General features: G+C 60.1%; 23 protein-coding genes. 14 read left to right on the top strand and 9 right to left on the bottom strand.

Features of this window, described 5'->3' with window-relative positions; all coding sequences use genetic code 11:
- Positions 1-8 precede the first annotated feature (8 nt).
- From ptsN to NAV32_RS00290, 8 genes are all read right to left on the bottom strand, one after another.
- Positions 9-473 (bottom strand): PTS IIA-like nitrogen regulatory protein PtsN, encoded by a 465-nt coding sequence (gene ptsN, locus NAV32_RS00325; protein WP_256050747.1) that lies wholly within the window; start codon positions 471-473, stop codon positions 9-11.
- A gap of 3 nt (positions 474-476) precedes the next feature.
- Positions 477-785 carry a ribosome hibernation-promoting factor, HPF/YfiA family gene (gene hpf, locus NAV32_RS00320; RefSeq protein WP_181085564.1) on the bottom strand — a complete coding sequence of 103 codons (309 nt, stop codon included), beginning with the start codon at positions 783-785 and terminating at the stop codon, positions 477-479.
- Between the two features lie 95 nt (positions 786-880).
- Complete coding sequence (locus NAV32_RS00315; protein ID WP_256050743.1) at positions 881-2389, bottom strand: RNA polymerase factor sigma-54; 1509 nt, start codon at positions 2387-2389, stop codon at positions 881-883.
- 144 nt (positions 2390-2533) lie between these two features.
- Positions 2534-3259 carry an LPS export ABC transporter ATP-binding protein gene (gene lptB, locus NAV32_RS00310; RefSeq protein ID WP_256050741.1) on the bottom strand — a complete coding sequence of 242 codons (726 nt, stop codon included), beginning with the start codon at positions 3257-3259 and terminating at the stop codon, positions 2534-2536.
- Positions 3259-3822 carry a lipopolysaccharide transport periplasmic protein LptA gene (gene lptA / locus NAV32_RS00305; RefSeq protein WP_256050739.1) on the bottom strand — a complete coding sequence of 188 codons (564 nt, stop codon included), beginning with the start codon at positions 3820-3822 and terminating at the stop codon, positions 3259-3261. The genes lptB and lptA overlap by 1 nt, the downstream gene beginning before the upstream one ends.
- On the bottom strand, positions 3809-4381 hold the full coding sequence (gene lptC, locus NAV32_RS00300; RefSeq protein WP_256050737.1) for an LPS export ABC transporter periplasmic protein LptC: 573 nt from the start codon (positions 4379-4381) through the stop codon (positions 3809-3811). The genes lptA and lptC overlap by 14 nt, the downstream gene beginning before the upstream one ends.
- Positions 4382-4389: 8 nt before the next feature.
- A complete protein-coding gene (locus NAV32_RS00295; protein WP_256050735.1) occupies positions 4390-4911 on the bottom strand; it encodes a KdsC family phosphatase in 522 nt (173 codons plus the stop codon).
- Complete coding sequence (locus tag NAV32_RS00290; protein ID WP_256050733.1) at positions 4912-5886, bottom strand: KpsF/GutQ family sugar-phosphate isomerase; 975 nt, start codon at positions 5884-5886, stop codon at positions 4912-4914. It lies immediately after the preceding gene.
- 460 nt (positions 5887-6346) lie between these two features.
- Between NAV32_RS00290 and NAV32_RS00285 the strand changes: the two genes are divergently transcribed.
- The 11 genes from NAV32_RS00285 (at position 6347) to hisC (ending at position 14811) form a co-directional block, all read left to right on the top strand.
- A complete protein-coding gene (locus NAV32_RS00285) occupies positions 6347-7162 on the top strand; it encodes an ABC transporter ATP-binding protein (protein WP_256050731.1) in 816 nt (271 codons plus the stop codon).
- Positions 7155-7952 carry a lipid asymmetry maintenance ABC transporter permease subunit MlaE gene (mlaE, locus tag NAV32_RS00280; protein ID WP_256050729.1) on the top strand — a complete coding sequence of 266 codons (798 nt, stop codon included), beginning with the start codon at positions 7155-7157 and terminating at the stop codon, positions 7950-7952. The genes NAV32_RS00285 and mlaE overlap by 8 nt, the downstream gene beginning before the upstream one ends.
- Positions 7952-8410 carry an outer membrane lipid asymmetry maintenance protein MlaD gene (mlaD, locus tag NAV32_RS00275; RefSeq protein WP_256050727.1) on the top strand — a complete coding sequence of 153 codons (459 nt, stop codon included), beginning with the start codon at positions 7952-7954 and terminating at the stop codon, positions 8408-8410. Before mlaE ends, mlaD begins: the two co-directional genes overlap by 1 nt.
- A gap of 11 nt (positions 8411-8421) precedes the next feature.
- Positions 8422-9072, top strand: coding sequence for an MlaC/ttg2D family ABC transporter substrate-binding protein (locus tag NAV32_RS00270; RefSeq protein WP_256050725.1), 651 nt, complete (start codon positions 8422-8424; stop codon positions 9070-9072).
- Positions 9065-9406, top strand: coding sequence for an STAS domain-containing protein (locus NAV32_RS00265; protein WP_256050724.1), 342 nt, complete (start codon positions 9065-9067; stop codon positions 9404-9406). The genes NAV32_RS00270 and NAV32_RS00265 overlap by 8 nt, the downstream gene beginning before the upstream one ends.
- Complete coding sequence (locus tag NAV32_RS00260; RefSeq protein WP_256050722.1) at positions 9406-9888, top strand: phosphate-starvation-inducible protein PsiE; 483 nt, start codon at positions 9406-9408, stop codon at positions 9886-9888. Before NAV32_RS00265 ends, NAV32_RS00260 begins: the two co-directional genes overlap by 1 nt.
- A gap of 97 nt (positions 9889-9985) precedes the next feature.
- A complete protein-coding gene (locus NAV32_RS00255; protein WP_256050720.1) occupies positions 9986-10225 on the top strand; it encodes a BolA family protein in 240 nt (79 codons plus the stop codon).
- A gap of 91 nt (positions 10226-10316) precedes the next feature.
- Positions 10317-11582 carry a UDP-N-acetylglucosamine 1-carboxyvinyltransferase gene (gene murA / locus NAV32_RS00250; RefSeq protein ID WP_256050718.1) on the top strand — a complete coding sequence of 422 codons (1266 nt, stop codon included), beginning with the start codon at positions 10317-10319 and terminating at the stop codon, positions 11580-11582.
- A 21-nt stretch (positions 11583-11603) separates the two neighbouring features.
- Positions 11604-12233, top strand: coding sequence for an ATP phosphoribosyltransferase (hisG, locus tag NAV32_RS00245; RefSeq protein WP_256050716.1), 630 nt, complete (start codon positions 11604-11606; stop codon positions 12231-12233).
- Positions 12234-12348: 115 nt separating this feature from the next.
- A complete protein-coding gene (hisD, locus tag NAV32_RS00240) occupies positions 12349-13659 on the top strand; it encodes a histidinol dehydrogenase (RefSeq protein ID WP_256050714.1) in 1311 nt (436 codons plus the stop codon).
- Between the two features lie 90 nt (positions 13660-13749).
- Positions 13750-14811 (top strand): histidinol-phosphate transaminase, encoded by a 1062-nt coding sequence (gene hisC, locus NAV32_RS00235; protein WP_256050712.1) that lies wholly within the window; start codon positions 13750-13752, stop codon positions 14809-14811.
- Between the two features lie 38 nt (positions 14812-14849).
- On the opposite strand, the gene algW is transcribed toward hisC, so the two are convergent.
- Positions 14850-16001: a Do family serine endopeptidase AlgW gene (algW, locus tag NAV32_RS00230; protein WP_256050710.1), complete on the bottom strand. Its 1152-nt coding sequence runs from the start codon at positions 15999-16001 to the stop codon at positions 14850-14852.
- A 150-nt stretch (positions 16002-16151) separates the two neighbouring features.
- Here algW and NAV32_RS00225 point away from each other — a divergent pair, with 150 nt between their 5' ends.
- The 3 genes from NAV32_RS00225 (at position 16152) to cysN (ending at position 20015) form a co-directional block, all read left to right on the top strand.
- The gene (locus NAV32_RS00225) at positions 16152-16910 is read left to right on the top strand and encodes a Nif3-like dinuclear metal center hexameric protein (protein WP_256050708.1); all 759 of its coding nucleotides are present in this window, start codon (positions 16152-16154) and stop codon (positions 16908-16910) included.
- 276 nt (positions 16911-17186) lie between these two features.
- On the top strand, positions 17187-18104 hold the full coding sequence (gene cysD / locus NAV32_RS00220; RefSeq protein ID WP_256050706.1) for a sulfate adenylyltransferase subunit CysD: 918 nt from the start codon (positions 17187-17189) through the stop codon (positions 18102-18104).
- 12 nt (positions 18105-18116) lie between these two features.
- Positions 18117-20015 carry a sulfate adenylyltransferase subunit CysN gene (gene cysN / locus NAV32_RS00215; protein ID WP_256050704.1) on the top strand — a complete coding sequence of 633 codons (1899 nt, stop codon included), beginning with the start codon at positions 18117-18119 and terminating at the stop codon, positions 20013-20015.
- Positions 20016-20069: the final 54 nt, after the last annotated feature.

Genomic DNA, 20069 nt, shown 5'->3' with positions numbered 1-20069 from the left:
CCGGCCTGTTAGTGGCCGTGCTGGATATCGACCACAGTCTGATACAGCTCCTGGCCGGTAGCGACGTTGCGTAGCCGGTCCCGTACTTCTTCCTGATCCAGCATGCTGGCGATCTGGCGAAGCAGTTCGAGGTGCTCGTCGGTTGCGGCTTCAGGTACCAGAAGTACGAACAGCAGGTCGACCGGAGCGCCATCGATGGCGTCGAAGTCTACCGGAGCATCAAGCCGCAATACTGCGCTGAGCGGCGTCAGGCAGCCGGTCATCCGGCAGTGTGGTATGGCGATGCCATTGCCGAAACCGGTGGACCCGAGCTTTTCGCGCGCAACGAAGCTTTCGAAAATGCTCTGGGTATCGAGATCGGAGAGGTCCTGGCCGATCACCTTGGCGATCTGCTCCAGGACGCGCTTCTTGCTGCCGCCCGGTACGTTCACGAGTGAACGTCCGGGAGTAAGTATGTCTTCGAGTCGGATCATGGGTCAGCGAGCCACGGCACCCTGGTTATGGTCGAGTTGTTTCTCTTTGTGCTTGATCAACTGCCGGTCGAGCTTGTCGGCGAGCAGGTCTATCGCAGCGTACATGTCTTCGTGTTCGGCATTGGCGACCACTTCGCGACCTGCGATATGCATGGTGGCCTCGGCCTTTTGCTTCAATTTCTCGACTTGCAACACGACCTGGATATCGATGATGCGATCGAAATGCCTTTCCAGTCGCTGCAGTTTCTCATCGATATAGTCGCGCAGTGCTTCGGTTACTTCCAGATGAAGGCCAGTGATTTTGACTTGCATACTGCTTCTCCTCTTTGCCTCATGCGAATGGACGGGCCTGAGCCCGTCGCCGGAAGAAATCGGCCAGGGTGCCTGGCTTTACAGCGAACCTGTCATCACAACAGCCGCTTGCGCTCGCTGGACGGCGCAATCCCCAAGGACTCCCGGTATTTGGCGACGGTGCGACGTGCCACCTGGATACCTTGCTCCTCAAGTAGACCAGCGATCTTGCTGTCACTCAATGGCTTTTTGGGGTTTTCCGCAGCCACCAGCTTTTTGATGATTGCGCGAATGGCCGTGGATGAGCATTCGCCCCCTTCGGCTGTGCTGACGTGGCTTGAGAAGAAGTATTTCAACTCGTAGATGCCACGCGGTGTATGCATGTATTTCTGGGTGGTGACACGTGAAATGGTCGATTCGTGCATGCCGACCACTTCGGCGATGTCATGCAATACCAGCGGCTTCATCGCTTCGTCACCATGCTCGAGAAAGCCACGCTGATGCTCGACGATCTGGGTGGCGACCTTCATCAGGGTTTCGTTGCGGCTTAGCAGGCTCTTGATGAACCAGCGTGCTTCCTGCAGCTGATTGCGCATGAAGGTATTGTCGGCGCTGGAGTCGGCCCGTTTGACGAAGCTGGCGTACTGGGCGTTGACGCGCAGACGAGGCATCGCTTCCTGGTTTAGTTCGACCAGCCAGCGGTTGTTGTCTTTGCGCACGATTACATCGGGGACGATGTATTCCGGTTCGCTCGTTTCGATCTGTGAACCTGGGCGTGGGTTGAGTGACTGGATCAGGTCGATGACCTGGCGCAGTTCGTCTTCCTTGAGCTTCATGCGCCGCATCAGCAGGCTGTAGTCACGGCTGCCAAGAATGTCCAGATGATCGCTGACCAGTTGAGTGGCCTGGTTGAGCCAGGCGGTCTGTTCGGGTAACTGGCGCAGTTGCAGCAACAAGCACTCGCGCAAGTCGCGTGCGCCGATGCCGGCAGGCTCGAATTGCTGAATGCGGTGCAGTACCACCTCGATTTCGTCGAGTTCGATATCCAGCTCGGGGTCGAAGGACTCGAGCACTTCCTCAAGGCTTTCATCCAGGTAGCCCTGGGGATTGATGCAGTCGATCAGGGTGGTGGCGATCAGGCGATCGGTATCGCTCATGGGGGCCAGATTGAGCTGCCAGAGCAGATGGGACTGCAGGCTTTCGCCCGACGAGGTGCGAGTGGTGAAGTCCCATTCATCGTCGTCATTGCTGGGCAGGCTGCTGGCGCTGGTCTGGTAGATGTCTTCCCAGGCAGTATCGACCGGCAGCTCATTGGGAATGCGCTCACCCCAATCGCCTTCCTCGAGATTCTCCACCGTATTGATGGGCTCCTCGTACTGGCTGTCCGAGCTGCTGTGCTCAGCGGGAGTGTTCTCGGCTTTCTTGTCGAGTGACTCGGCCATTGGATCGGGGTTGTCGAAGTCGTCCCCGTCTTCTTCGCGTTCGAGCATGGGATTGGAGTCCAGCGCTTCCTGTATTTCCTGCTGGAGGTCGAGGGTCGAGAGCTGGAGCAATCGTATGGCTTGTTGCAGCTGCGGTGTCATCGTCAGCTGCTGGCCCATCTTCAGGACTAGCGATGCTTTCATGGCAGAGGACTTTGAACCTTGTGTGCCGGCGCAATCGCGCCTGTTCAGACTTCGCTGGCGCTGGCGCGCCGATGTAAGCAAATTATATGCCTGAACAGGAAGCGGTTGGCTAGCCCTGATTCACCCTGGCGGATGAAAGCCTGATTACAGGCGGAACTCATGCCCCAGATAGACATCCTTGACCAGTTGATTGTCAAGGATCGTCTGTGCATCGCCTTCGGCGATCAGTTGGCCATCGTTGACGATGTAGGCGGTTTCGCAGATGTCCAGCGTTTCGCGCACGTTGTGATCAGTGATCAGCACACCGATGCCCTTGGCCTTGAGGTGGTGGATGATCTGCTTGATGTCGCCGACTGAAATCGGGTCGACGCCGGCGAAAGGTTCGTCCAGCAGGATGAACTTGGGCGCCGTCGCCAGTGCGCGGGCGATCTCGACGCGACGTCGTTCGCCTCCGGACAGGCTCATGCCGAGGCTGTCGCGGATATGGCTGATGTGAAACTCCTGAAGCAGGCTTTCGAGGGCTTGCTGGCGAGCACTGCGATCCAGGTCCTTGCGGGTTTCGAGGATGGCCATGATGTTGTCTGAAACCGACAGCTTGCGGAAGATCGAGGCTTCCTGCGGCAGGTAGCCGATGCCGGCGCGTGCGCGGCCATGCATGGGCAGGTGAGTGACATCCTGATCGTCGATCAGCACGCGCCCCTGGTCGGCTTTCACCAGCCCGACAATCATGTAAAAGCAGGTGGTTTTGCCGGCCCCGTTCGGCCCCAGCAGGCCGACGATCTGCCCGCTCTCGATGGACAGGCTGACGTCACGGACGACCTGGCGGCTCTTGTAGCTTTTGGCCAGATGCTGGGCCTTGAGAGTTGCCATTACTCGCTCTGCTCCGCGGCCTGTGTTTCGGTGGCGGGGGTTTCCTTCTTGCGCGGCTGGATGACCATGTCCACGCGTGGACGCGGGCTGGTCACGTCGATATTGGTGGCGCGACCGGCATTGACGATCTGGCGCAGGGTGTCATAGACGATCTTCTCGCCCTCGAAGGTGTTGCCTTCCTGAATGACCTTGGCCTGGTCGATGAGAATGATGCGTTCGTTGGCTGCGAAGTACTGGATGGTCAAGCCGTAAGCCTTGACGATTTCCTTGTCCACCGCCGGCTTCTGCTCGTAGTAGGCGGGCTTGCCGATGGAGGTAAAGACCTCAACATCGCCGTTGGCGTCCTGGGTGATGGTCACGGTGTCGCCAGTGATCTTCATTGTGCCCTGAGTGATGACCACGTCGCCGCGATACACGGCGACGCCCTGACGGTCGTCCAGTTCGGCGGTGTCTGCCTGAATGCGGATCGGCTGGTTGCGATCTTCAGGGAGCGCGTGGGCGTTGCTAGCGAGCAGGAAAATGCTCAATCCGAGCAGGAATGGGAAAGTCTTAACGCAGCTCATGCTGGCCTCTTACGTTGGATAGCAGGAGCATCCTGCTTTCATTCAGATACGCTTTCATGCCCGTGGCAGTGGTCACGCCGTTTGCGGCGACGATTCTAACGGGTTGACCGGTCTCGGCATAATCCTTGTCGGGAAGTACCGTCATCCGGCTGGTGGTGATGATGGTCGGGCGGCCTTTGGCGTCGGTACGCTCGATACGAACGTTGTCGATCAGCTCGACTTCCTCACCTTGGGGGCCTACTTCACCGCGCTCGCTGGAGATGTGCCAGGGCAGCTCGGCGCCACGGTAGGAGTGCAGGTTGGGGCGGGTCAGCAGGCTGATGTCGCTGGCCTTGATGTGCTCCAGTTTTTCGGCGGTCAACTCGTAGTTGCGCTTGCCGTCCGGTTGATACTGGATGGTGCGGGAGTTGATCACGTAGAAATCGATCGGTGATTCCTCGGTCGAGGGTGTGCGCGGTTGCTGCATGAAGCTTTCCGGGCGGATATTCCAGTAGCCGGCAGCAACCAGGAGCAGTGCAATCAGCAGCAGGATAATGGGAAGACGAATTTTGCTCAGCATCGAAACCTCTAGAGATAAGCGGACTGGGCAGCTTCGAGAGTGCCCTGGGCGCGCATGATCAGCTCGCAGAATTCCCGTGCTGCACCCTCGCCGCCGCGGGCGCTGGTGACGCCGTGTGCATGTTCGCGGACAAAGGCATCGGCGCTGGCCACGGCCATGCCCAGGCCAACCCGGCGAATGACCGGCAGGTCTGGGAGGTCGTCGCCGAGGTAGGCGACTTCAGCGTAGTCGAGCCCCAGTTCGGCGAGCAATTCATCAAGCACCACCAGCTTGTCTTCGCGGCCCTGATAGAGATGCTGGATGCCCAGGTTTTGCGCCCGACGCTCGACAACGGGGGTCTTGCGGCCGCTGATGATCGCGGTGCGCACGCCGGAGTTGATCAGCATCTTGATGCCGTGGCCGTCCAGTGTATTGAACGTCTTGAATTCGCTGCCATCAACCAGGAAGTACAGTTTGCCATCAGTCAGGACGCCATCGACATCGAAAATGGCCAGGCGGATATCGCGGGCGCGTCGCAGGAGGTCATTCATTCACATGACTCCGGCGCGCAACAGGTCGTGCATGTTCAGAGCGCCGACCGGGCGGTCCTCGGCGTCCACCACAACCAGCGAATTTATCTTGTTGTCTTCCATGATTTTCAGGGCCTCGGCGGCGAGCATCTCGGCATTGGCGGTCTTGCCGCGCACGGTCATGACCTGATCGATACTGGCCTGTCGCACGTCTATGCCCTTGTCCAGGGTGCGGCGCAGATCGCCGTCGGTGAAGATGCCGGCCAGGCTGCCATCGTCGGCGATGACCACTGTCATGCCTAGGCCTTTCTGGGTCATTTCCAGCAGCGCATCGCGCAGGGATGTGCCGCATGTTACCTGCGGCAAGCTGTCGCCGGAATGCATCACGTTATCCACCTTGAGCAGCAGGCGGCGGCCAAGCGCTCCGCCCGGATGGGAGAAGGCGAAATCCTCGGCGGTAAAGCCGCGTGCTTCGAGCAGGGCAATGGCCAGCGCATCCCCGAGGACCAGGCTGGCCGTGGTGGAAGAGGTTGGGGCGAGATTCAGTGGGCAGGCTTCGGTGCTGACGCTGGCATCGATGTTGACGGCTGCCGATCTGGCAAGCAGCGACAGGGGGTTGCCGGTCATGCTGATCAGGGTAATGCCCAGGCGTTTGATCAGTGGCAGCAGGGTGACGATTTCGTTGGTGGTGCCGGAATTTGAAAGGGCCAGCACAACATCGTCTTTGGTGATCATGCCCATGTCGCCATGACTGGCTTCCGCAGGATGAACGAAAAATGCCGGGGTTCCGGTGCTGGCCAGGGTGGCGGCGATCTTGTTGCCGATATGGCCGGATTTGCCCATGCCGACCACGACCACGCGCCCCTTGCATTGCAGAATGAGTTCACAAGCCCTGACGAACGTCTCGTCGATACGCGCCTTGAGTTGTTCGACCGCTTCGATTTCCATGCTGATGGTGCGCCGCGCGGTTTCGATCAGCTGGCTGCTCTGGCTCATGTTCGCATCTTCGCCTGAATGAAAACGCGCGATTATAACGGTAAAGCGTGCGCTGCTCACCGAAAAAGCTGTGACAGCAATCGACTGGTATTCTGCTGTGATTTTGCACAGGCGCAACGCACCCGTTCATGTGTGGATACATCCGGTTGCTTGGGAGGCCTTCTGCGCGGTGCTATAGTGCGCCGCCGAAAGCAGTCTGGCTGCAACAGGCCGTTGGAAATTACCTGCGCTGGCAATGACACGTAGTAGAAAACAGCCTCAGAAAGCCGCTGCGGTTAATGCGCTTCAGCGCGGCCCGCAGGGTGAAGGCAGCGGTAATGCGGATTCAGAACATCTGAACTGCGCTTCTTCTGCTGTTTTGCCCCGTCTTGCCTGCCTCGTTTACGTTTTCAATGGCCTGTTTAGTATCTCTGGAAAGCCGGGGAGCGTCTGAGTCGCAGGCTGTATCCAAGGAGAACCGATGAGCGTTGCCAACGCCTACGCCGTCGAGCTGAAGAATCTGACCTTCAAGCGCGGCGAGCGGAGCATTTTCAATAATGTCGATATTGCCATTCCGCGCGGCAAGGTGACGGCCATCATGGGACCGTCCGGCTGCGGCAAGACGACTCTTCTGCGCCTGATCGCTGCCCAGCTCAAGCCGGCCAGTGGTGAAGTCTGGGTGGCGGGCACTAATCTGCCGACCTTGTCGCGGCGAGAGCTGTTTGACATGCGCAAGCAGATGGGCGTGCTGTTCCAGAGCGGCGCCCTGTTCACCGACCTTGATGTCTTCGAGAATGTCGCCTTTCCGCTGCGCGTTCATACCAAGCTGCCTGAGGAAATGATCCGTGACATCGTCCTGATGAAGCTACAGGCGGTGGGGTTGCGCGGAGCCATCGAGCTGATGCCTGACGAGCTGTCCGGTGGCATGAAGCGGCGCGTGGCTCTGGCCCGTGCGATTGCGCTGGATCCACAGATTCTCATGTATGACGAACCTTTTGCTGGTCAGGATCCTATCGCCATGGGCGTGCTGGTGAAGCTGATCCGGCTGCTCAACGATGCGTTGGGCATTACCAGTATTGTGGTTTCCCATGACCTGGCCGAAACCTCCAGCATTGCCGACTACATCTATGTGGTCGGCGACGGGCAGGTACTTGGTCAAGGGACTCCTGCCGAGCTGCGCGACTCCACCAATCCGCGCATTCAGCAGTTCATGCTGGGTGCGGCGGACGGGCCGGTGCCTTTCCATTTCCCCGCGCCGGCGTATGCCGAGGACCTGTTGCGAGGCCCCGATGCGTAAAGTATCCCCAGTCGAAAGAGTCCGCCGGGTCGGCGAGGCCGGGATGAGCGTGATCGCGGCGCAAGGGCGCGCGACACTGTTTCTGTTTCATGCATTGTTTGGCCGCAGTGGGCTGGATAATCGCTTTGCCCTGCTGGTCCGGCAGCTCTACTCCGTTGGCGTTCTGTCACTGGCCATCGTGGTGGTGTCGGGAGTGTTCATCGGCATGGTGCTGGCGTTGCAGGGTTACAGCATTCTCAGCAGCTACGGTTCCGAGCAGGCGGTGGGGCAGATGGTTGCCCTGACGTTGCTGCGTGAGCTGGGGCCGGTCGTGACGGCGTTGCTGTTCGCCGGGCGTGCCGGTTCGGCACTGGCTGCCGAGATCGGTAACATGAAGTCCACCGAGCAGCTCTCCAGTCTGGAAATGATCGGTGTTGATCCGCTCAAGTACATCATCGCGCCGCGTCTCTGGGCTGGCTTCATTTCGCTGCCGCTGCTGACCGTGATTTTCAATGTCGTGGGCATCTGGGGTGGCGCCATGGTGGCGGTGGATTGGCTGGGCGTTTATGAGGGTTCGTTCTGGGCCAACATGCAGAACAGCGTCAGCTTTACCTCGGACGTACTCAATGGCGTGATCAAAAGCCTGGTATTCGCAGTCGTCGTGACCTGGATTGCGGTGTTCCAGGGTTACGACTGCGAGCCGACCTCCGAAGGGATCAGCCGCGCCACCACACGAACCGTGGTCTACGCCTCGCTGGCGGTGCTCGGCCTCGACTTTATTCTGACCGCCTTGATGTTTGGAGATTTCTGATGCGTATCCGCACCCTGGAAATTGGTGTTGGCCTGTTCCTTCTGGCGGGCGTGCTGGCCTTGCTGTTGTTGTCGTTGCGCGTCAGCGGGCTGAGCGTGGGCAATGCCGACACCTACAAGCTTTATGCCTATTTCGACAATATTGCCGGTCTTACGGTCAGATCCAAGGTAACCATGGCGGGCGTGACCATTGGCAAGGTGACGGCCATCGATCTCGATCGGGAAAGCTACACCGGTCGCGTCACCCTGGAGATCCAGCAGGATATCGATATCCTGCCGTTCGATTCCACGGCCTCGATTCTCACCGCTGGTCTGCTGGGTGAGAAGTACATCGGCATCAGTGTCGGCGGGGAAGAGGAGACGCTGGGCGATGGCGATACGATTCGAGATACGCAGTCTTCCCTGGTGCTGGAAGACCTGATCGGCAAGTTTTTGCTCAATTCGGTAAATAGAGAATGAGGAGCCTGAATATGATGACCATCCTGCGTCGCAGTCTGCTGATATTGCTGGCGGCACTGCCCATGCTGGCCTTGGCCGCTCCGAGCGCGCATGAAGTGATCCAGCAGACCACCGATGAGCTGCTGGCCGACCTCAAGGCCAACAAGGATCAGTACCGTCAGGATCCGAATGCCTTCTACGCATCGCTCAACAACATCCTCGGTCCTGTAGTGGATGCCGGGGGGATTTCCCGCAGCATCATGACGGTGAAATACTCCCGCAACGCCAACGCCGAGCAGATGAACCGCTTTCAGGAAAGCTTCAAGCGCAGCCTTATGCAGTTCTATGGCAACGCTTTGCTGGAATACAACAACCAGCAGATCCGCGTGCTGCCGCCCAGTGGCAGGCAGGACCCCGAACGCACCAGCGTCGGCATGGAAGTGACCGGTCGTCAGGGCGAGATCTATCCGGTGTCCTACACCATGGTCAAGCACGACGGTGAATGGCTGGTGCGCAACGTGATCATCAACGGCATCAATATCGGCAAACTGTTTCGCGATCAGTTCGCCGACTCCATGCAAAGAAACAATGGCGACCTGGACAAGACCATCGATGGCTGGGGTGAGGTCGTCGCACGAGCCAGGGACACCGAAGCTGGCCAGCAGGCGGCGGGCGATGACTGAGGGGCGTGTTGAGTGCGGTGCTGATAGCGTTCTGCGGCTTTCTGGCGTGCTTGACTACCAGTCAGGCCCGGCTTTGCGGCGGGAAGGGCAGGCACTGATTCGTGTCGTAACCAGCGGTTCTTTGCTGATCGATTGTTCAGCGGTGGAAAAGTCCAGCAGTGTCGGGCTTTCCCTGCTGCTGGCCTTCACCCGTGATGCAATGGCGCTGGGGCGTGAGGTGGCCATTACCGGCTTGCCCGAGGATATGCGGGAAATCGCCGCGGTCTCCGGTCTGCTGGAGGTCCTTTCGCTGTCCGATACTTTTGTGGGTAGAGAAGAGCAGGGAGCAGTCTGATGTTGTTGTGCCGGGCGGAAACGATGCGCGTCAAGGTCCATGCAGTGGCCGAGTCGCTGGGTAATCTGTTTGTTGAGACCTTCCATTACCTCGCGCTGTTCGCCATCGGTGCGATCACGGCGTGGGCGGGGCTGGTGGCGTTTCTCGGCATGATCGAAAAGGGCAACATCAGCGTCGATGACATCCTGCTGCTGTTCATCTACCTCGAACTGGGGGCGATGGTCGGGATTTATTTCAAGACCAACCACATGCCGGTGCGCTTCCTGATTTATGTGGCTATCACAGCGCTGACCCGTCTGCTGATTTCCGATGTGTCGCATCACCATCGCCCGGACATGGGTGTGGTCTATATTTCGGGTGCCATTCTGTTGCTGGCCGTGGCGATTCTGGTGGTGCGTTTCGCTTCTTCCAGATTCCCGGCAGTGACTGCCGATAACCGGCACCGCTTGCCGCGCGACACCGAGGCGGAAACCCTGGAATGAGCACCGTGCCTGCCTCCCAGGGACTCGGGGTTCGCAGGCTTCTGGCTTTTTTGTATGATGTCCGGCTGTGCGCATCCGGCGCTGATCGAGGTTGAACATGCAGGCTGTAGAAGTTAAGCGTTTTCTGGAAGAGAAACTTCCGAGTGCCCAGGTGGAAGTCGAAGGTGAAGGCTGCAATTTCCAGCTGAACGTGATCAGTGACGAGCTGGCAGGCCTGAGCCCGGTCAAACGCCAGCAACAGATATATGCCCATCTCAATCCGTGGATCGCCGACGGCAGCATTCATGCCGTGACCATGAAATTCTTCAGCCGCAGCGACTGGCTCGCCCGCGGCTGAAAACGTTATTCCAGGCAGAGCCGCAGCATTCATCGCTGCGTGCCGCCCACTTTTCGACAGGGCTTTCAGCCTGCGGGTTACAGGAACATTCATGGACAAACTGATGATTACCGGCGGTATCCGCCTCGACGGCGAAATCCGCATTTCCGGCGCGAAGAACTCTGCGCTGCCGATCCTGGCTGCGACCCTGCTGGCCGACACGCCGGTCACCGTCTGCAACCTGCCTCACCTGCACGACATCACCACCATGATCGAGCTGTTCGGGCGTATGGGCGTGCAGCCGATCATCGATGAAAAGCTCAGTGTTGAAGTTGACGCCAGCAGCATCCAGACGCTGATTGCGCCCTATGAGCTGGTCAAGACCATGCGCGCCTCGATCCTCGTGCTGGGCCCCATGGTCGCCCGCTTCGGTGAGGCCGAAGTGGCGCTGCCAGGTGGCTGTGCCATTGGCTCGCGTCCGGTGGATCTGCATATCCGTGGGCTTGAGGCGATGGGCGCTCATATTGATGTGGAGGGCGGCTATATCAAGGCCAAGGCGCCTGCCGGCGGGCTGCGTGGTGCGCACTTCTTCTTCGATATCGTCAGTGTCACCGGTACCGAGAACATCATGATGGCCGCTGCGCTGGCCAACGGTCGCAGCGTGCTGGAAAACGCCGCGCGCGAGCCGGAAGTGGTCGACCTGGCCAACTTCCTCAACGCCATGGGCGCGAAGGTTTCCGGCGCCGGCACCGACACCATTACCATTGACGGCGTCAAACGCCTGGGCGGCGGACGCTACAGCGTGATGCCCGACCGTATCGAGACCGGCACCTACCTGGTGGCGGCAGCGGCTACCGGCGGTCGAGTGAAGCTCAAGGATACTGACGCCAGCCTGCTCGAAGCGGTGCTGCACAAGCTCGAAGAAGCCGGTGCCCATATCGATACCGGCAAGGACTGGATCTCGCTGGACATGAAGGGCAATCGCCCACGGGCCGTCAACCTGCGCACCGCGCCGTATCCGGCCTTTCCCACCGACATGCAGGCCCAGTTCATCGCCATGAACGCCATTGCCGAGGGCACCGGCACGGTGATCGAGACGGTATTCGAGAACCGCTTCATGCACGTTTACGAAATGAACCGCATGGGCGCGCAGATTCTGGTCGAGGGCAATACGGCGATCGTTACCGGCGTACCCCGGCTCAAGGGTGCGCCGGTGATGGCGACCGATCTGCGCGCTTCGGCGAGCCTGGTGATTGCCGGTCTGGTGGCCGAAGGCGATACGCTAATTGATCGCATCTACCACATCGACCGTGGTTACGAGTGCATCGAGGAAAAACTGCAGCTGCTGGGCGCGAAGATTCGCCGCGTGGCGGGCTAGGGCCACTCAAGGAATAACGCAATGCTTACCATCGCCCTGTCCAAAGGCCGTATTCTCGATGACACCCTGCCTTTGCTGGCGGCCGCGGGAATCGTCCCGACCGAGAATCCGGAAAAAAGTCGCAAGCTGATCATTCCCACCAGTCAGGACGATGTGCGCTTGCTGATCGTGCGTGCCACCGATGTGCCGACGTACGTTGAGCATGGTGCTGCAGACTTGGGCGTGGCCGGCAAGGACGTGTTGATGGAGTACGGCGGGCAGGGTTTGTACGAGCCGCTGGACCTGAAAATTGCCAACTGCAAGCTGATGACTGCCGGCAGGGTTGGCGCGCCGGAGCCGAAAGGGCGTCTGCGCGTTGCGACCAAGTTCGTCAATGTCGCCAAGCAGTATTACGCCGAGCAGGGTCGCCAGGTCGACATCATCAAGCTTTACGGCTCGATGGAGCTGGCGCCGCTGGTGGGGCTGGCTGACAAGATCATCGATGTGGTGGATACCGGCAACACCCTGCGCGCCAATGGGCTGGAGCCGCAGGAGCTGATCTGCCATATCAGCTCGCGGCTGGTAGTCAACAAGGCTTCGATGAAGATGCAGCATGGGCGCATTCAGGCGTTGATCGATGCCCTGCAGCACGCCATCGAGCATCACGCCTGAGTCTGCGCGGGTCTGCTATCCGCGCCATAGCTTCAATTTCAGGGTGTCCGTGCGCTTGGCTTGTTAATCTAGGGCACCTGCAACAGCTTCGACGTATCCCCTCATGAGGCCCGTTATGACCGCTGCCACCGCCATTCGCCGACTCAACGCCACCGATGCCGATTTCGCCCGGCATCTGGATCATCTTCTGAGCTGGGAAAGCGTGTCCGATGATGGCGTCAATCAGCGCGTGCTGGAGATCATCCAGGCCGTGCGCGAACGTGGCGATGCGGCGCTGGTCGAGTTGACCCAGCGTTTCGACGGCCTTGAAGCGGCATCCATGGCCGATCTGATTCTGCCCCGCGAGCGCCTTGAACTGGCGCTGGAACGCATCACTCCCGAGCAGCGTCAGGCGCTGGAAGTGGCTGCGGAGCGTGTGCGTGCCTATCACGAAAGGCAGAAGCAGGAGTCCTGGACCTACACCGAGGCCGATGGCACGGTGCTCGGGCAGAAGGTCACACCGCTTGATCGTGCAGGTCTTTACGTGCCGGGTGGCAAAGCCTCCTATCCGTCCTCGGTGTTGATGAACGCGATTCCGGCGAAGGTTGCCGGCGTGCCTGAAGTGGTCATGGTGGTGCCCACCCCGCGTGGCGAAATCAACGAGCTGGTGCTGGCCGCCGCCTGCATTGCCGGCGTGGATCGGGTCTTCACCATTGGTGGCGCCCAGGCTGTCGCGGCGCTGGCCTATGGCACCGAAAGCGTGCCGCCAGTCGACAAGATCGTCGGTCCCGGCAACATCTATGTGGCCACCGCCAAACGTCATGTGTTCGGCAAGGTCGGCATCGACATGATCGCCGGCCCATCGGAAATCCTCGTGGTCTGCGACGGCCAGACCGATCCGGACTGGATCGCCATGGATCTCTTTTCGCAGGCCGAGCACGACGAGGATGCCCAGTCGATCCTGGTCAGCCCCGACGCAGCCTTCCTCGACAGGGTGGCGGAAAGCATCCAGCGCCTGCTGCCGACCCTGGAGCGCGAGGAAATCGCCCGCACCTCCCTTGAAGGGCGCGGTGCCCTGATTCAGGTCGCCGACATGCAGCAGGCCATCGAAGTGGCCAACCGCATTGCCCCGGAACACCTGGAGCTGTCGGTGGAAAATCCCGAGCAGTATCTGGATCAGATCCGCCATGCCGGTGCGATCTTCATGGGGCGCTACACGGCGGAAGCGCTGGGCGATTACTGCGCCGGCCCCAACCACGTGCTGCCGACATCCGGCACCGCACGCTTCTCCTCGCCGCTGGGCGTATATGACTTCCAGAAGCGTTCATCGATCATTTACTGCTCGGCGCAAGGCGCTTCGGAGCTGGGCAAGGTGGCGTCTGTGCTGGCCCGCGGCGAGTCGCTGACCGCCCACGCGCGCAGTGCGGAATACCGGATCAAGCGCTAGCGGCACGCTGTGTAAGGTGGACAGCTGCTTGTCCACCGCATGTCCTGTTTCCACCCCGGTCAAACGATCACATTCGAGGAGAGAAGGGCTGTGAGCAAATACTGGAGCCCCTTCGTCAAGACCCTGGTGCCTTATGTGCCAGGTGAGCAGCCGAAGCTGAACAAGCTGGTCAAACTCAACACCAACGAGAACCCCTACGGGCCGTCGCCCAAGGCGCTTGCAGCGATGCAGGTTGAGATTGGCGACACGCTGCGCCTGTATCCCGACCCCAACGGCGAGCGGCTCAAGCGGGCGGTGGCCGACTATTACAGTGTGCAACCGGCTCAGGTGTTTGTCGGTAACGGTTCCGATGAAGTGCTGGCGCATGCCTTTCATGGGCTGTTCCAGCATGGCAAGCCGTTGTTGTTTCCCGATGTGACCTACAGTTTCTATCCGGTCTACTGCGGGCTTTACGGTATTGAATACGAAACCATCGCGCTGGATGACGAGTTCCAGATCGAAGTGGCCGATTACAGCCGACCCAACGGCGGCATCATCTTTCCCAACCCCAATGCGCCCACAGGCCGTGTGCTGACCCTGCAAGCCATTGAGCGTCTGCTGCAGGCCAATACCGAGTCGGTGGTGCTGGTAGACGAGGCCTATATCGATTTCGGTGGCGAATCGGCGATTGCGCTGGTTGATCGCTATCCGAATCTGCTGGTGACCCAGACGTTGTCCAAATCGCGCTCCCTTGCCGGTCTGCGTGTGGGGCTTGCGGTCGGGCATCCGGACCTGATCGAGGCCCTGGAGCGGATCAAGAACAGCTTCAACTCCTATCCGCTGGACCGCATTGCGATTGCCGGCGCTGCCGCGGCATTTGAGGATCGCCTCTATTTCCAGCAAACCTGTCAGCAGGTGATCGCCAGTCGCGAGGACGTTGTCGCTGCAATGACGGCGCAGGGTTTTGAAGTGCTGCCGTCGGCGGCCAACTTCATTTTTGCCCGTCACCCCGGCCACGACGCTGCTGCACTCGCTGCCGCGCTGCGTGAGGCGGGTGTGATCGTTCGCCACTTCAAGCTGCCGCGTATCGACCAGTACCTGCGCATCACCATAGGTACGCCGGAGCAGAACCAGGCGCTGCTGGATGCCATTGCACAGGCGACGCAAAAGTAGGCTGGTATGGGCAGCGCTCTGCACCCTGGCCGCTGCAGCTAGGGTTTCGACTCCACCGGAGGCCGCATGCCCACTTCGGCAGTCAGTGTCAGTGGTTGGCCGTTGCGCAGGATGTCGATCTTGATCCGGTCGCCGGGACGGGTTCGGGCGACCTGGTTCATCGAGCTGCGGCCGTCGCTGGACTGTGCGCCGTCGATGCTGAGAATCAGATCACCGGGCCGCAGGCCGGCACGCTCCGCCGGGCCGTCGCGGTAAACACCGGCGACGACGATACCGGGGCGGCCCGCCTGACCAAAGGATTCGGCCAGTTCCTGAGTCAACGACTGAACTTCGACACCCAGCCAGCCGCGAATCACCTGGCCATGCTCGACTATGGCTTTCATTACTTCCATCGCCAGTTTGACCGGTATGGCGAAGCCGATTCCCTGTGAACCGCCGGATTCGGAAATGATCGCCGTGTTTATCCCGATCAGATGCCCGGCGGCATCCACCAGCGCTCCGCCCGAATTGCCGCGATTGATCGCTGCATCGGTCTGTATGAAATCCTCATAGGTGTTGAGCCCCAGCTGGTTGCGTCCGGTAGCGCTGATGATGCCCATGGTGACTGTCTGGCCCACCCCAAACGGATTGCCGATCGCCAGCGTGACATCGCCGACACGAATGCTGTCCGAGTGCCCGAGGGTGATGGCCGGAAGATTCTCAAGATCGATCTTCAGCACGGCGAGGTCTGTTTCCGGGTCGTTGCCGATCACTCTCGCCAGGGTTTCACGGCCATCCCTGAGCGCCACCACGATCTGTTCAGCATTGGCGGTCACGTGGTTGTTGGTCAGCAGATAGCCTTCGGAGCTCATGATCACCGCTGAACCGAGGCTTGACTCCATGCGTCTCTGGCGGGGCAGGTTGTCCCCGAAGAAACGCTGAAACAGCGGGTCGTCCTTGGGCAGCGGCTGCTGGGGCTTGTCGATGATCTTGGTGGTGTACAAGTTGGCCACCGCCGGTGCCGCGCTGCTGACTGCGCCCGCGTAGGAGTACGGTCCCTGACGCGGTCCAGCCGCCAATGGCGCCTGTTGCAGGGTGTACGCCGGCTCGGTATCCAGTCCCACCCAGTGCGGATAGCGCTGAATGATCAGCAGGGCGAGAAGCAGGCCAGCCAACAACGGCCAGCTCAGGTAGCGCAGGGCATTGATCATCTTGTTGTGCAATCCGCATAGGTTGCGGGGGTCGAGTGCCCCCTTTAATGTGGCGGCATTATACGAAGCTGGCGGCGAAATGCAGCGTGCTGATTAGCTGTGGCAGCCGTTTTGCCTCACCCCGCCCCCACTCGATTCAGGACCCTTTCCATGGCAATCGCACTGGCCACACTGGTTGAAGAGAGCAACAGCTACCTGAATGTCTCGAAAATCCCCGACTACTGCCCCAACGGCCTGCAGGTTGAAGGCAGGCCCCAGGTGTGCCGCATCGTCAGTGGTGTGACCGCCAGTCAGGCCCTGCTCGATGCTGCGGTAGAAGCCGAGGCCGATGTGGTGCTCGTACATCATGGTTATTTCTGGAAAAACGAGGACCCGCGCATCGTGGGGATGAAGCAGCGTCGCCTGAAAACGCTGTTGAATCACGACATCAGCCTGCTTGCCTATCACCTGCCGCTCGACCTGCATGAGGAGGTGGGCAATAACGTGCAGTTGGCGCGCCTGCTTGGCCTGACCATCGAAGGGGCGTTGGAACCGGACAATCCAAGGTCGGTCGGGCTGGTCGGCTCGCTGGCAACGCCGTTGACGCCGGCTGAATTCGGACGTCTCGTGCATGAAAAGCTGGAGCGCGAGCCGTTGATGATTGAAGGTGGCGGCCTGATCAGGCGTGTCGGCTGGTGCACAGGCGGCGCTCAGGGTTATATCGATCAGGCGATTGCGGCGGGCGTCGACGCCTATCTGACGGGTGAAATCTCTGAACCAACCGTGCATAGCGCACGCGAAAACGGCCTGAGTTTCTTCGCCGCCGGTCATCACGCCACCGAGCGTTACGGCGTCCAGGCGCTGGGTGACTACCTGGCCCGTCGTTTTGCCATCGAGCACATTTTTATTGATTGCCCCAATCCGGCTTAACCGAGCGTCCCGGTGTACTTCGTGGGAATGACGGCACCTATTGGATCAGTTCATGCCTGCGAATGAACCCGCACTTCGGCATGGCGGCATTTCGCGGGAATGGCCCGCTCCTGCGCGTCCGCGTATGCAGGCGATCCACCGTTATCGGGCGTTTCTGCCGGCATAAATCTAGTCCATTTCGTTCTAACGGGCGGCCTGATTAGAATCTTGTCTCGTGTTAAAGTTGCGCCCTTCTTATGGCCTGCTGGCCGTCCATCTGCATATTCGTGAGTAGCCATGGTCGACAAACTGACGCATCTGAAAGAGCTGGAGGCGGAAAGCATCCACATCATCCGCGAGGTGGCCGCCGAGTTCGACAACCCGGTGATGCTCTATTCCATCGGCAAGGATTCGGCCGTGATGCTGCACTTGGCGCGCAAGGCGTTCTATCCCGGCAAGCTGCCGTTCCCGGTGATGCACGTGGACACGCGCTGGAAATTCCAGGAAATGTACAGCTTCCGCGACAAGATGGTCGCCGAGATGGACCTGGACCTGATCACCCACGTGAACCCGGATGGCGTCGCCCAGAACATCAACCCCTTCACCCACGGCAGCGCCAAGCACACTGACATCATGAAAACCGAGGGCCTCAAGCAGGCGCTGGACAAATACGGTTTCGATGCGGCCTTCGGTGGCGCGCGTCGCGATGAGGAGAAGTCGCGGGCCAAGGAGCGCGTCTACTCCTTCCGCGACGGCAAGCACCGCTGGGACCCCAAGAATCAACGCCCCGAGCTGTGGAACGTCTACAACGGCAAGGTGACCAAGGGCGAGTCGATCCGCGTGTTCCCGCTGTCCAACTGGACCGAGCTGGATATCTGGCAGTACATCTATCTGGAAGGCATCCCGATCGTGCCGCTGTACTTCGCCGCAGAGCGCGACGTCATCGAGAAGAACGGCACGCTGATCATGATCGACGACGAGCGCATTCTCGAACACCTCAGTGATGAAGAGAAAGGTCGCATCGAAAAGCGCATGGTTCGCTTCCGTACCCTCGGCTGCTACCCGCTGACCGGTGCGGTGGAGTCAACCGCTGCGAGCCTGCCGGAAATCATCCAGGAAATGCTCCTGACCCGCACCTCCGAGCGCCAGGGCCGCGTCATCGACCATGATGGCGCCGGGTCGATGGAAGAAAAGAAACGTCAGGGCTACTTCTAAGGATTCCGCACCATGTCTCATCAGTCTGATTTGATCAGCGAGGACATCCTCGCGTACCTGGCCCAGCACGAGCGCAAAGAGTTGCTGCGCTTTCTTACCTGCGGCAACGTCGATGACGGCAAAAGCACCCTGATCGGGCGCCTGCTGCACGATTCCAAGATGATCTACGAAGATCATCTGGAAGCCATCACCCGTGACTCGAAGAAGGTCGGCACCACAGGTGATGACGTGGACCTGGCGCTGCTGGTCGATGGCCTGCAGGCCGAGCGCGAGCAGGGCATCACCATCGATGTTGCCTACCGCTACTTCAGCACCGCCAAGCGCAAGTTCATCATCGCCGACACCCCTGGCCATGAGCAGTACACCCGCAACATGGCGACCGGCGCCTCCACCTGCGATCTGGCGATCATCCTTGTCGATGCCCGCTACGGTGTGCAGACCCAGACCCGCCGTCACAGCTTTATTGCCTCATTGCTGGGTATCAAGCACATCGTCGTGGCCATCAACAAGATGGACCTGATGGGCTTCGACCAGAGCGTGTTCGAGCGCATCAAGGCCGATTACCTGTCGTTTGCCGAGCGCATCGACCTTAAGCCGAGCTCCCTGCATTTCGTGCCCATGTCCGCGCTCAAGGGCGACAACGTCGTCAACAAGAGCGAGCGTGCAGCCTGGTATCAGGGCCAGTCGCTGATGGAAATTCTCGAAAGCGTCGAGATTGCCGGCGACCGCAACTTCGACGACCTGCGTTTTCCGGTGCAGTACGTCAACCGGCCCAACCTCAACTTCCGCGGTTTCGCCGGCACCCTGGCCAGCGGCATCGTGCGCAAGGGTGATGAAATCGCCGTGCTGCCGTCCGGCAAGACCAGCCGGATCAAATCCATCGTGACCTACGATGGGGAGCTGGAGCAGGCCACGCCTGGTGAAGCCGTCACCCTGACGCTGGAAGACGAGATCGATGTCTCCCGTGGCGACATGCTGGTACATGCCGATAATCAGCCGCGTATCGCCGACAGCTTTGATGCCATGCTGGTCTGGATGGGCGAAGAGCCGATGCTGCCGGGCAAGAAATACGACATCAAGCGCGCCACCAGCTACGTGCCGGGTTCCATCGCCAGCATCGCTCATATGGTGGATGTGAACACTCTGGAGCACGGCCCGGCGAGCAGCCTGCAACTCAACGAGATCGGCCAGGTCCGTGTCAGTCTTGATGCATCCATCGCGCTGGATGGCTACGCGCAGAACCGCACCACGGGTGCTTTCATCATCATCGACCGGCTCACCAACGGCACTGTTGGCGCGGGCATGATCATTGCCGACCCGGTCGCCCACAGTTCTGGCAGCCACCACGGCGCGCTGGCGCATGTTTCCACCGAGGAGCGCGCCACGCGCTTTGGTCAGCAGCCGGCTACCGTGCTGTTCACCGGTCTCTCGGGTGCTGGCAAGAGCACTCTGGCCTATGCCGTGGAGCGCAAGCTGTTCGACATGGGCCGGGCGGTTTACGTGCTCGATGGGCAGAACCTGCGCCACGACCTGAACAAGGGGTTGCCGCAGGATCGCGCCGGTCGTACCGAGAACTGGCGCCGCGCCGCTCATGTGGCACGCCAGTTCAACGAGGCTGGTTTGCTGACGCTGGCTGCCTTCGTTGCTCCGGACGCCGAAGGCCGTGAACAGGCCAAGGCATTGGTGGGCGATGACCGCTTGATCACTGTCTATGTCCAGGCTTCGCCGCAGGCCTGCCAGCAGCGCGACCCGCAAGCTTTGTATGCCGCGGGTGGCGACAACATTCCCGGTGAGTCCTTCCCTTATGACGTGCCGGGCAATGCGGATCTGGTGATCGATACCGAGTCCCTCAGCGTGGCCGAAGGCGTCAAGCAGGTGATCGATCTGCTGCGTCAGCGAGGCGCGATCTAAACAATCGTGGTAACAAAAAACGCCCTGCTGATGCAGGGCGTTTTGCTTTGTAGC

This window comes from Stutzerimonas stutzeri (assembly GCF_024448695.1).
GTDB classification, from domain to species: Bacteria; Pseudomonadota; Gammaproteobacteria; order Pseudomonadales; family Pseudomonadaceae; genus Stutzerimonas; species Stutzerimonas stutzeri_T.
This window is presented reverse-complemented; position numbering and strand designations above follow the sequence as displayed.

Excerpts from the sequence above, each read along its gene's own strand:
- NAV32_RS00290 (WP_256050733.1), bottom strand. The coding sequence starts at position 5,886 with ATGAGCCAGAGCAGCCAGCTGATCGAAACCGCGCGGCGCACCATCAGC.
- cysN (WP_256050704.1), top strand. The coding sequence starts at position 18,117 with ATGTCTCATCAGTCTGATTTGATCAGCGAGGACATCCTCGCGTACCTG.
- NAV32_RS00295 (WP_256050735.1), bottom strand. The coding sequence starts at position 4,911 with ATGAATGACCTCCTGCGACGCGCCCGCGATATCCGCCTGGCCATTTTC.
- NAV32_RS00255 (WP_256050720.1), top strand. The coding sequence starts at position 9,986 with ATGCAGGCTGTAGAAGTTAAGCGTTTTCTGGAAGAGAAACTTCCGAGT.
- NAV32_RS00265 (WP_256050724.1), top strand. The coding sequence starts at position 9,065 with ATGACTGAGGGGCGTGTTGAGTGCGGTGCTGATAGCGTTCTGCGGCTT.
- hisG (WP_256050716.1), top strand. The coding sequence starts at position 11,604 with ATGCTTACCATCGCCCTGTCCAAAGGCCGTATTCTCGATGACACCCTG.
- cysD (WP_256050706.1), top strand. The coding sequence starts at position 17,187 with ATGGTCGACAAACTGACGCATCTGAAAGAGCTGGAGGCGGAAAGCATC.
- algW (WP_256050710.1), bottom strand. The coding sequence starts at position 16,001 with ATGATCAATGCCCTGCGCTACCTGAGCTGGCCGTTGTTGGCTGGCCTG.
- lptC (WP_256050737.1), bottom strand. The coding sequence starts at position 4,381 with ATGCTGAGCAAAATTCGTCTTCCCATTATCCTGCTGCTGATTGCACTG.
- lptA (WP_256050739.1), bottom strand. The coding sequence starts at position 3,822 with ATGAGCTGCGTTAAGACTTTCCCATTCCTGCTCGGATTGAGCATTTTC.
- mlaD (WP_256050727.1), top strand. The coding sequence starts at position 7,952 with ATGCGTATCCGCACCCTGGAAATTGGTGTTGGCCTGTTCCTTCTGGCG.
- mlaE (WP_256050729.1), top strand. The coding sequence starts at position 7,155 with ATGCGTAAAGTATCCCCAGTCGAAAGAGTCCGCCGGGTCGGCGAGGCC.
- hpf (WP_181085564.1), bottom strand. The coding sequence starts at position 785 with ATGCAAGTCAAAATCACTGGCCTTCATCTGGAAGTAACCGAAGCACTG.
- NAV32_RS00285 (WP_256050731.1), top strand. The coding sequence starts at position 6,347 with ATGAGCGTTGCCAACGCCTACGCCGTCGAGCTGAAGAATCTGACCTTC.
- NAV32_RS00260 (WP_256050722.1), top strand. The coding sequence starts at position 9,406 with ATGTTGTTGTGCCGGGCGGAAACGATGCGCGTCAAGGTCCATGCAGTG.
- lptB (WP_256050741.1), bottom strand. The coding sequence starts at position 3,259 with ATGGCAACTCTCAAGGCCCAGCATCTGGCCAAAAGCTACAAGAGCCGC.
- ptsN (WP_256050747.1), bottom strand. The coding sequence starts at position 473 with ATGATCCGACTCGAAGACATACTTACTCCCGGACGTTCACTCGTGAAC.
- NAV32_RS00315 (WP_256050743.1), bottom strand. The coding sequence starts at position 2,389 with ATGAAAGCATCGCTAGTCCTGAAGATGGGCCAGCAGCTGACGATGACA.
- murA (WP_256050718.1), top strand. The coding sequence starts at position 10,317 with ATGGACAAACTGATGATTACCGGCGGTATCCGCCTCGACGGCGAAATC.
- NAV32_RS00225 (WP_256050708.1), top strand. The coding sequence starts at position 16,152 with ATGGCAATCGCACTGGCCACACTGGTTGAAGAGAGCAACAGCTACCTG.
- hisD (WP_256050714.1), top strand. The coding sequence starts at position 12,349 with ATGACCGCTGCCACCGCCATTCGCCGACTCAACGCCACCGATGCCGAT.
- NAV32_RS00270 (WP_256050725.1), top strand. The coding sequence starts at position 8,422 with ATGATGACCATCCTGCGTCGCAGTCTGCTGATATTGCTGGCGGCACTG.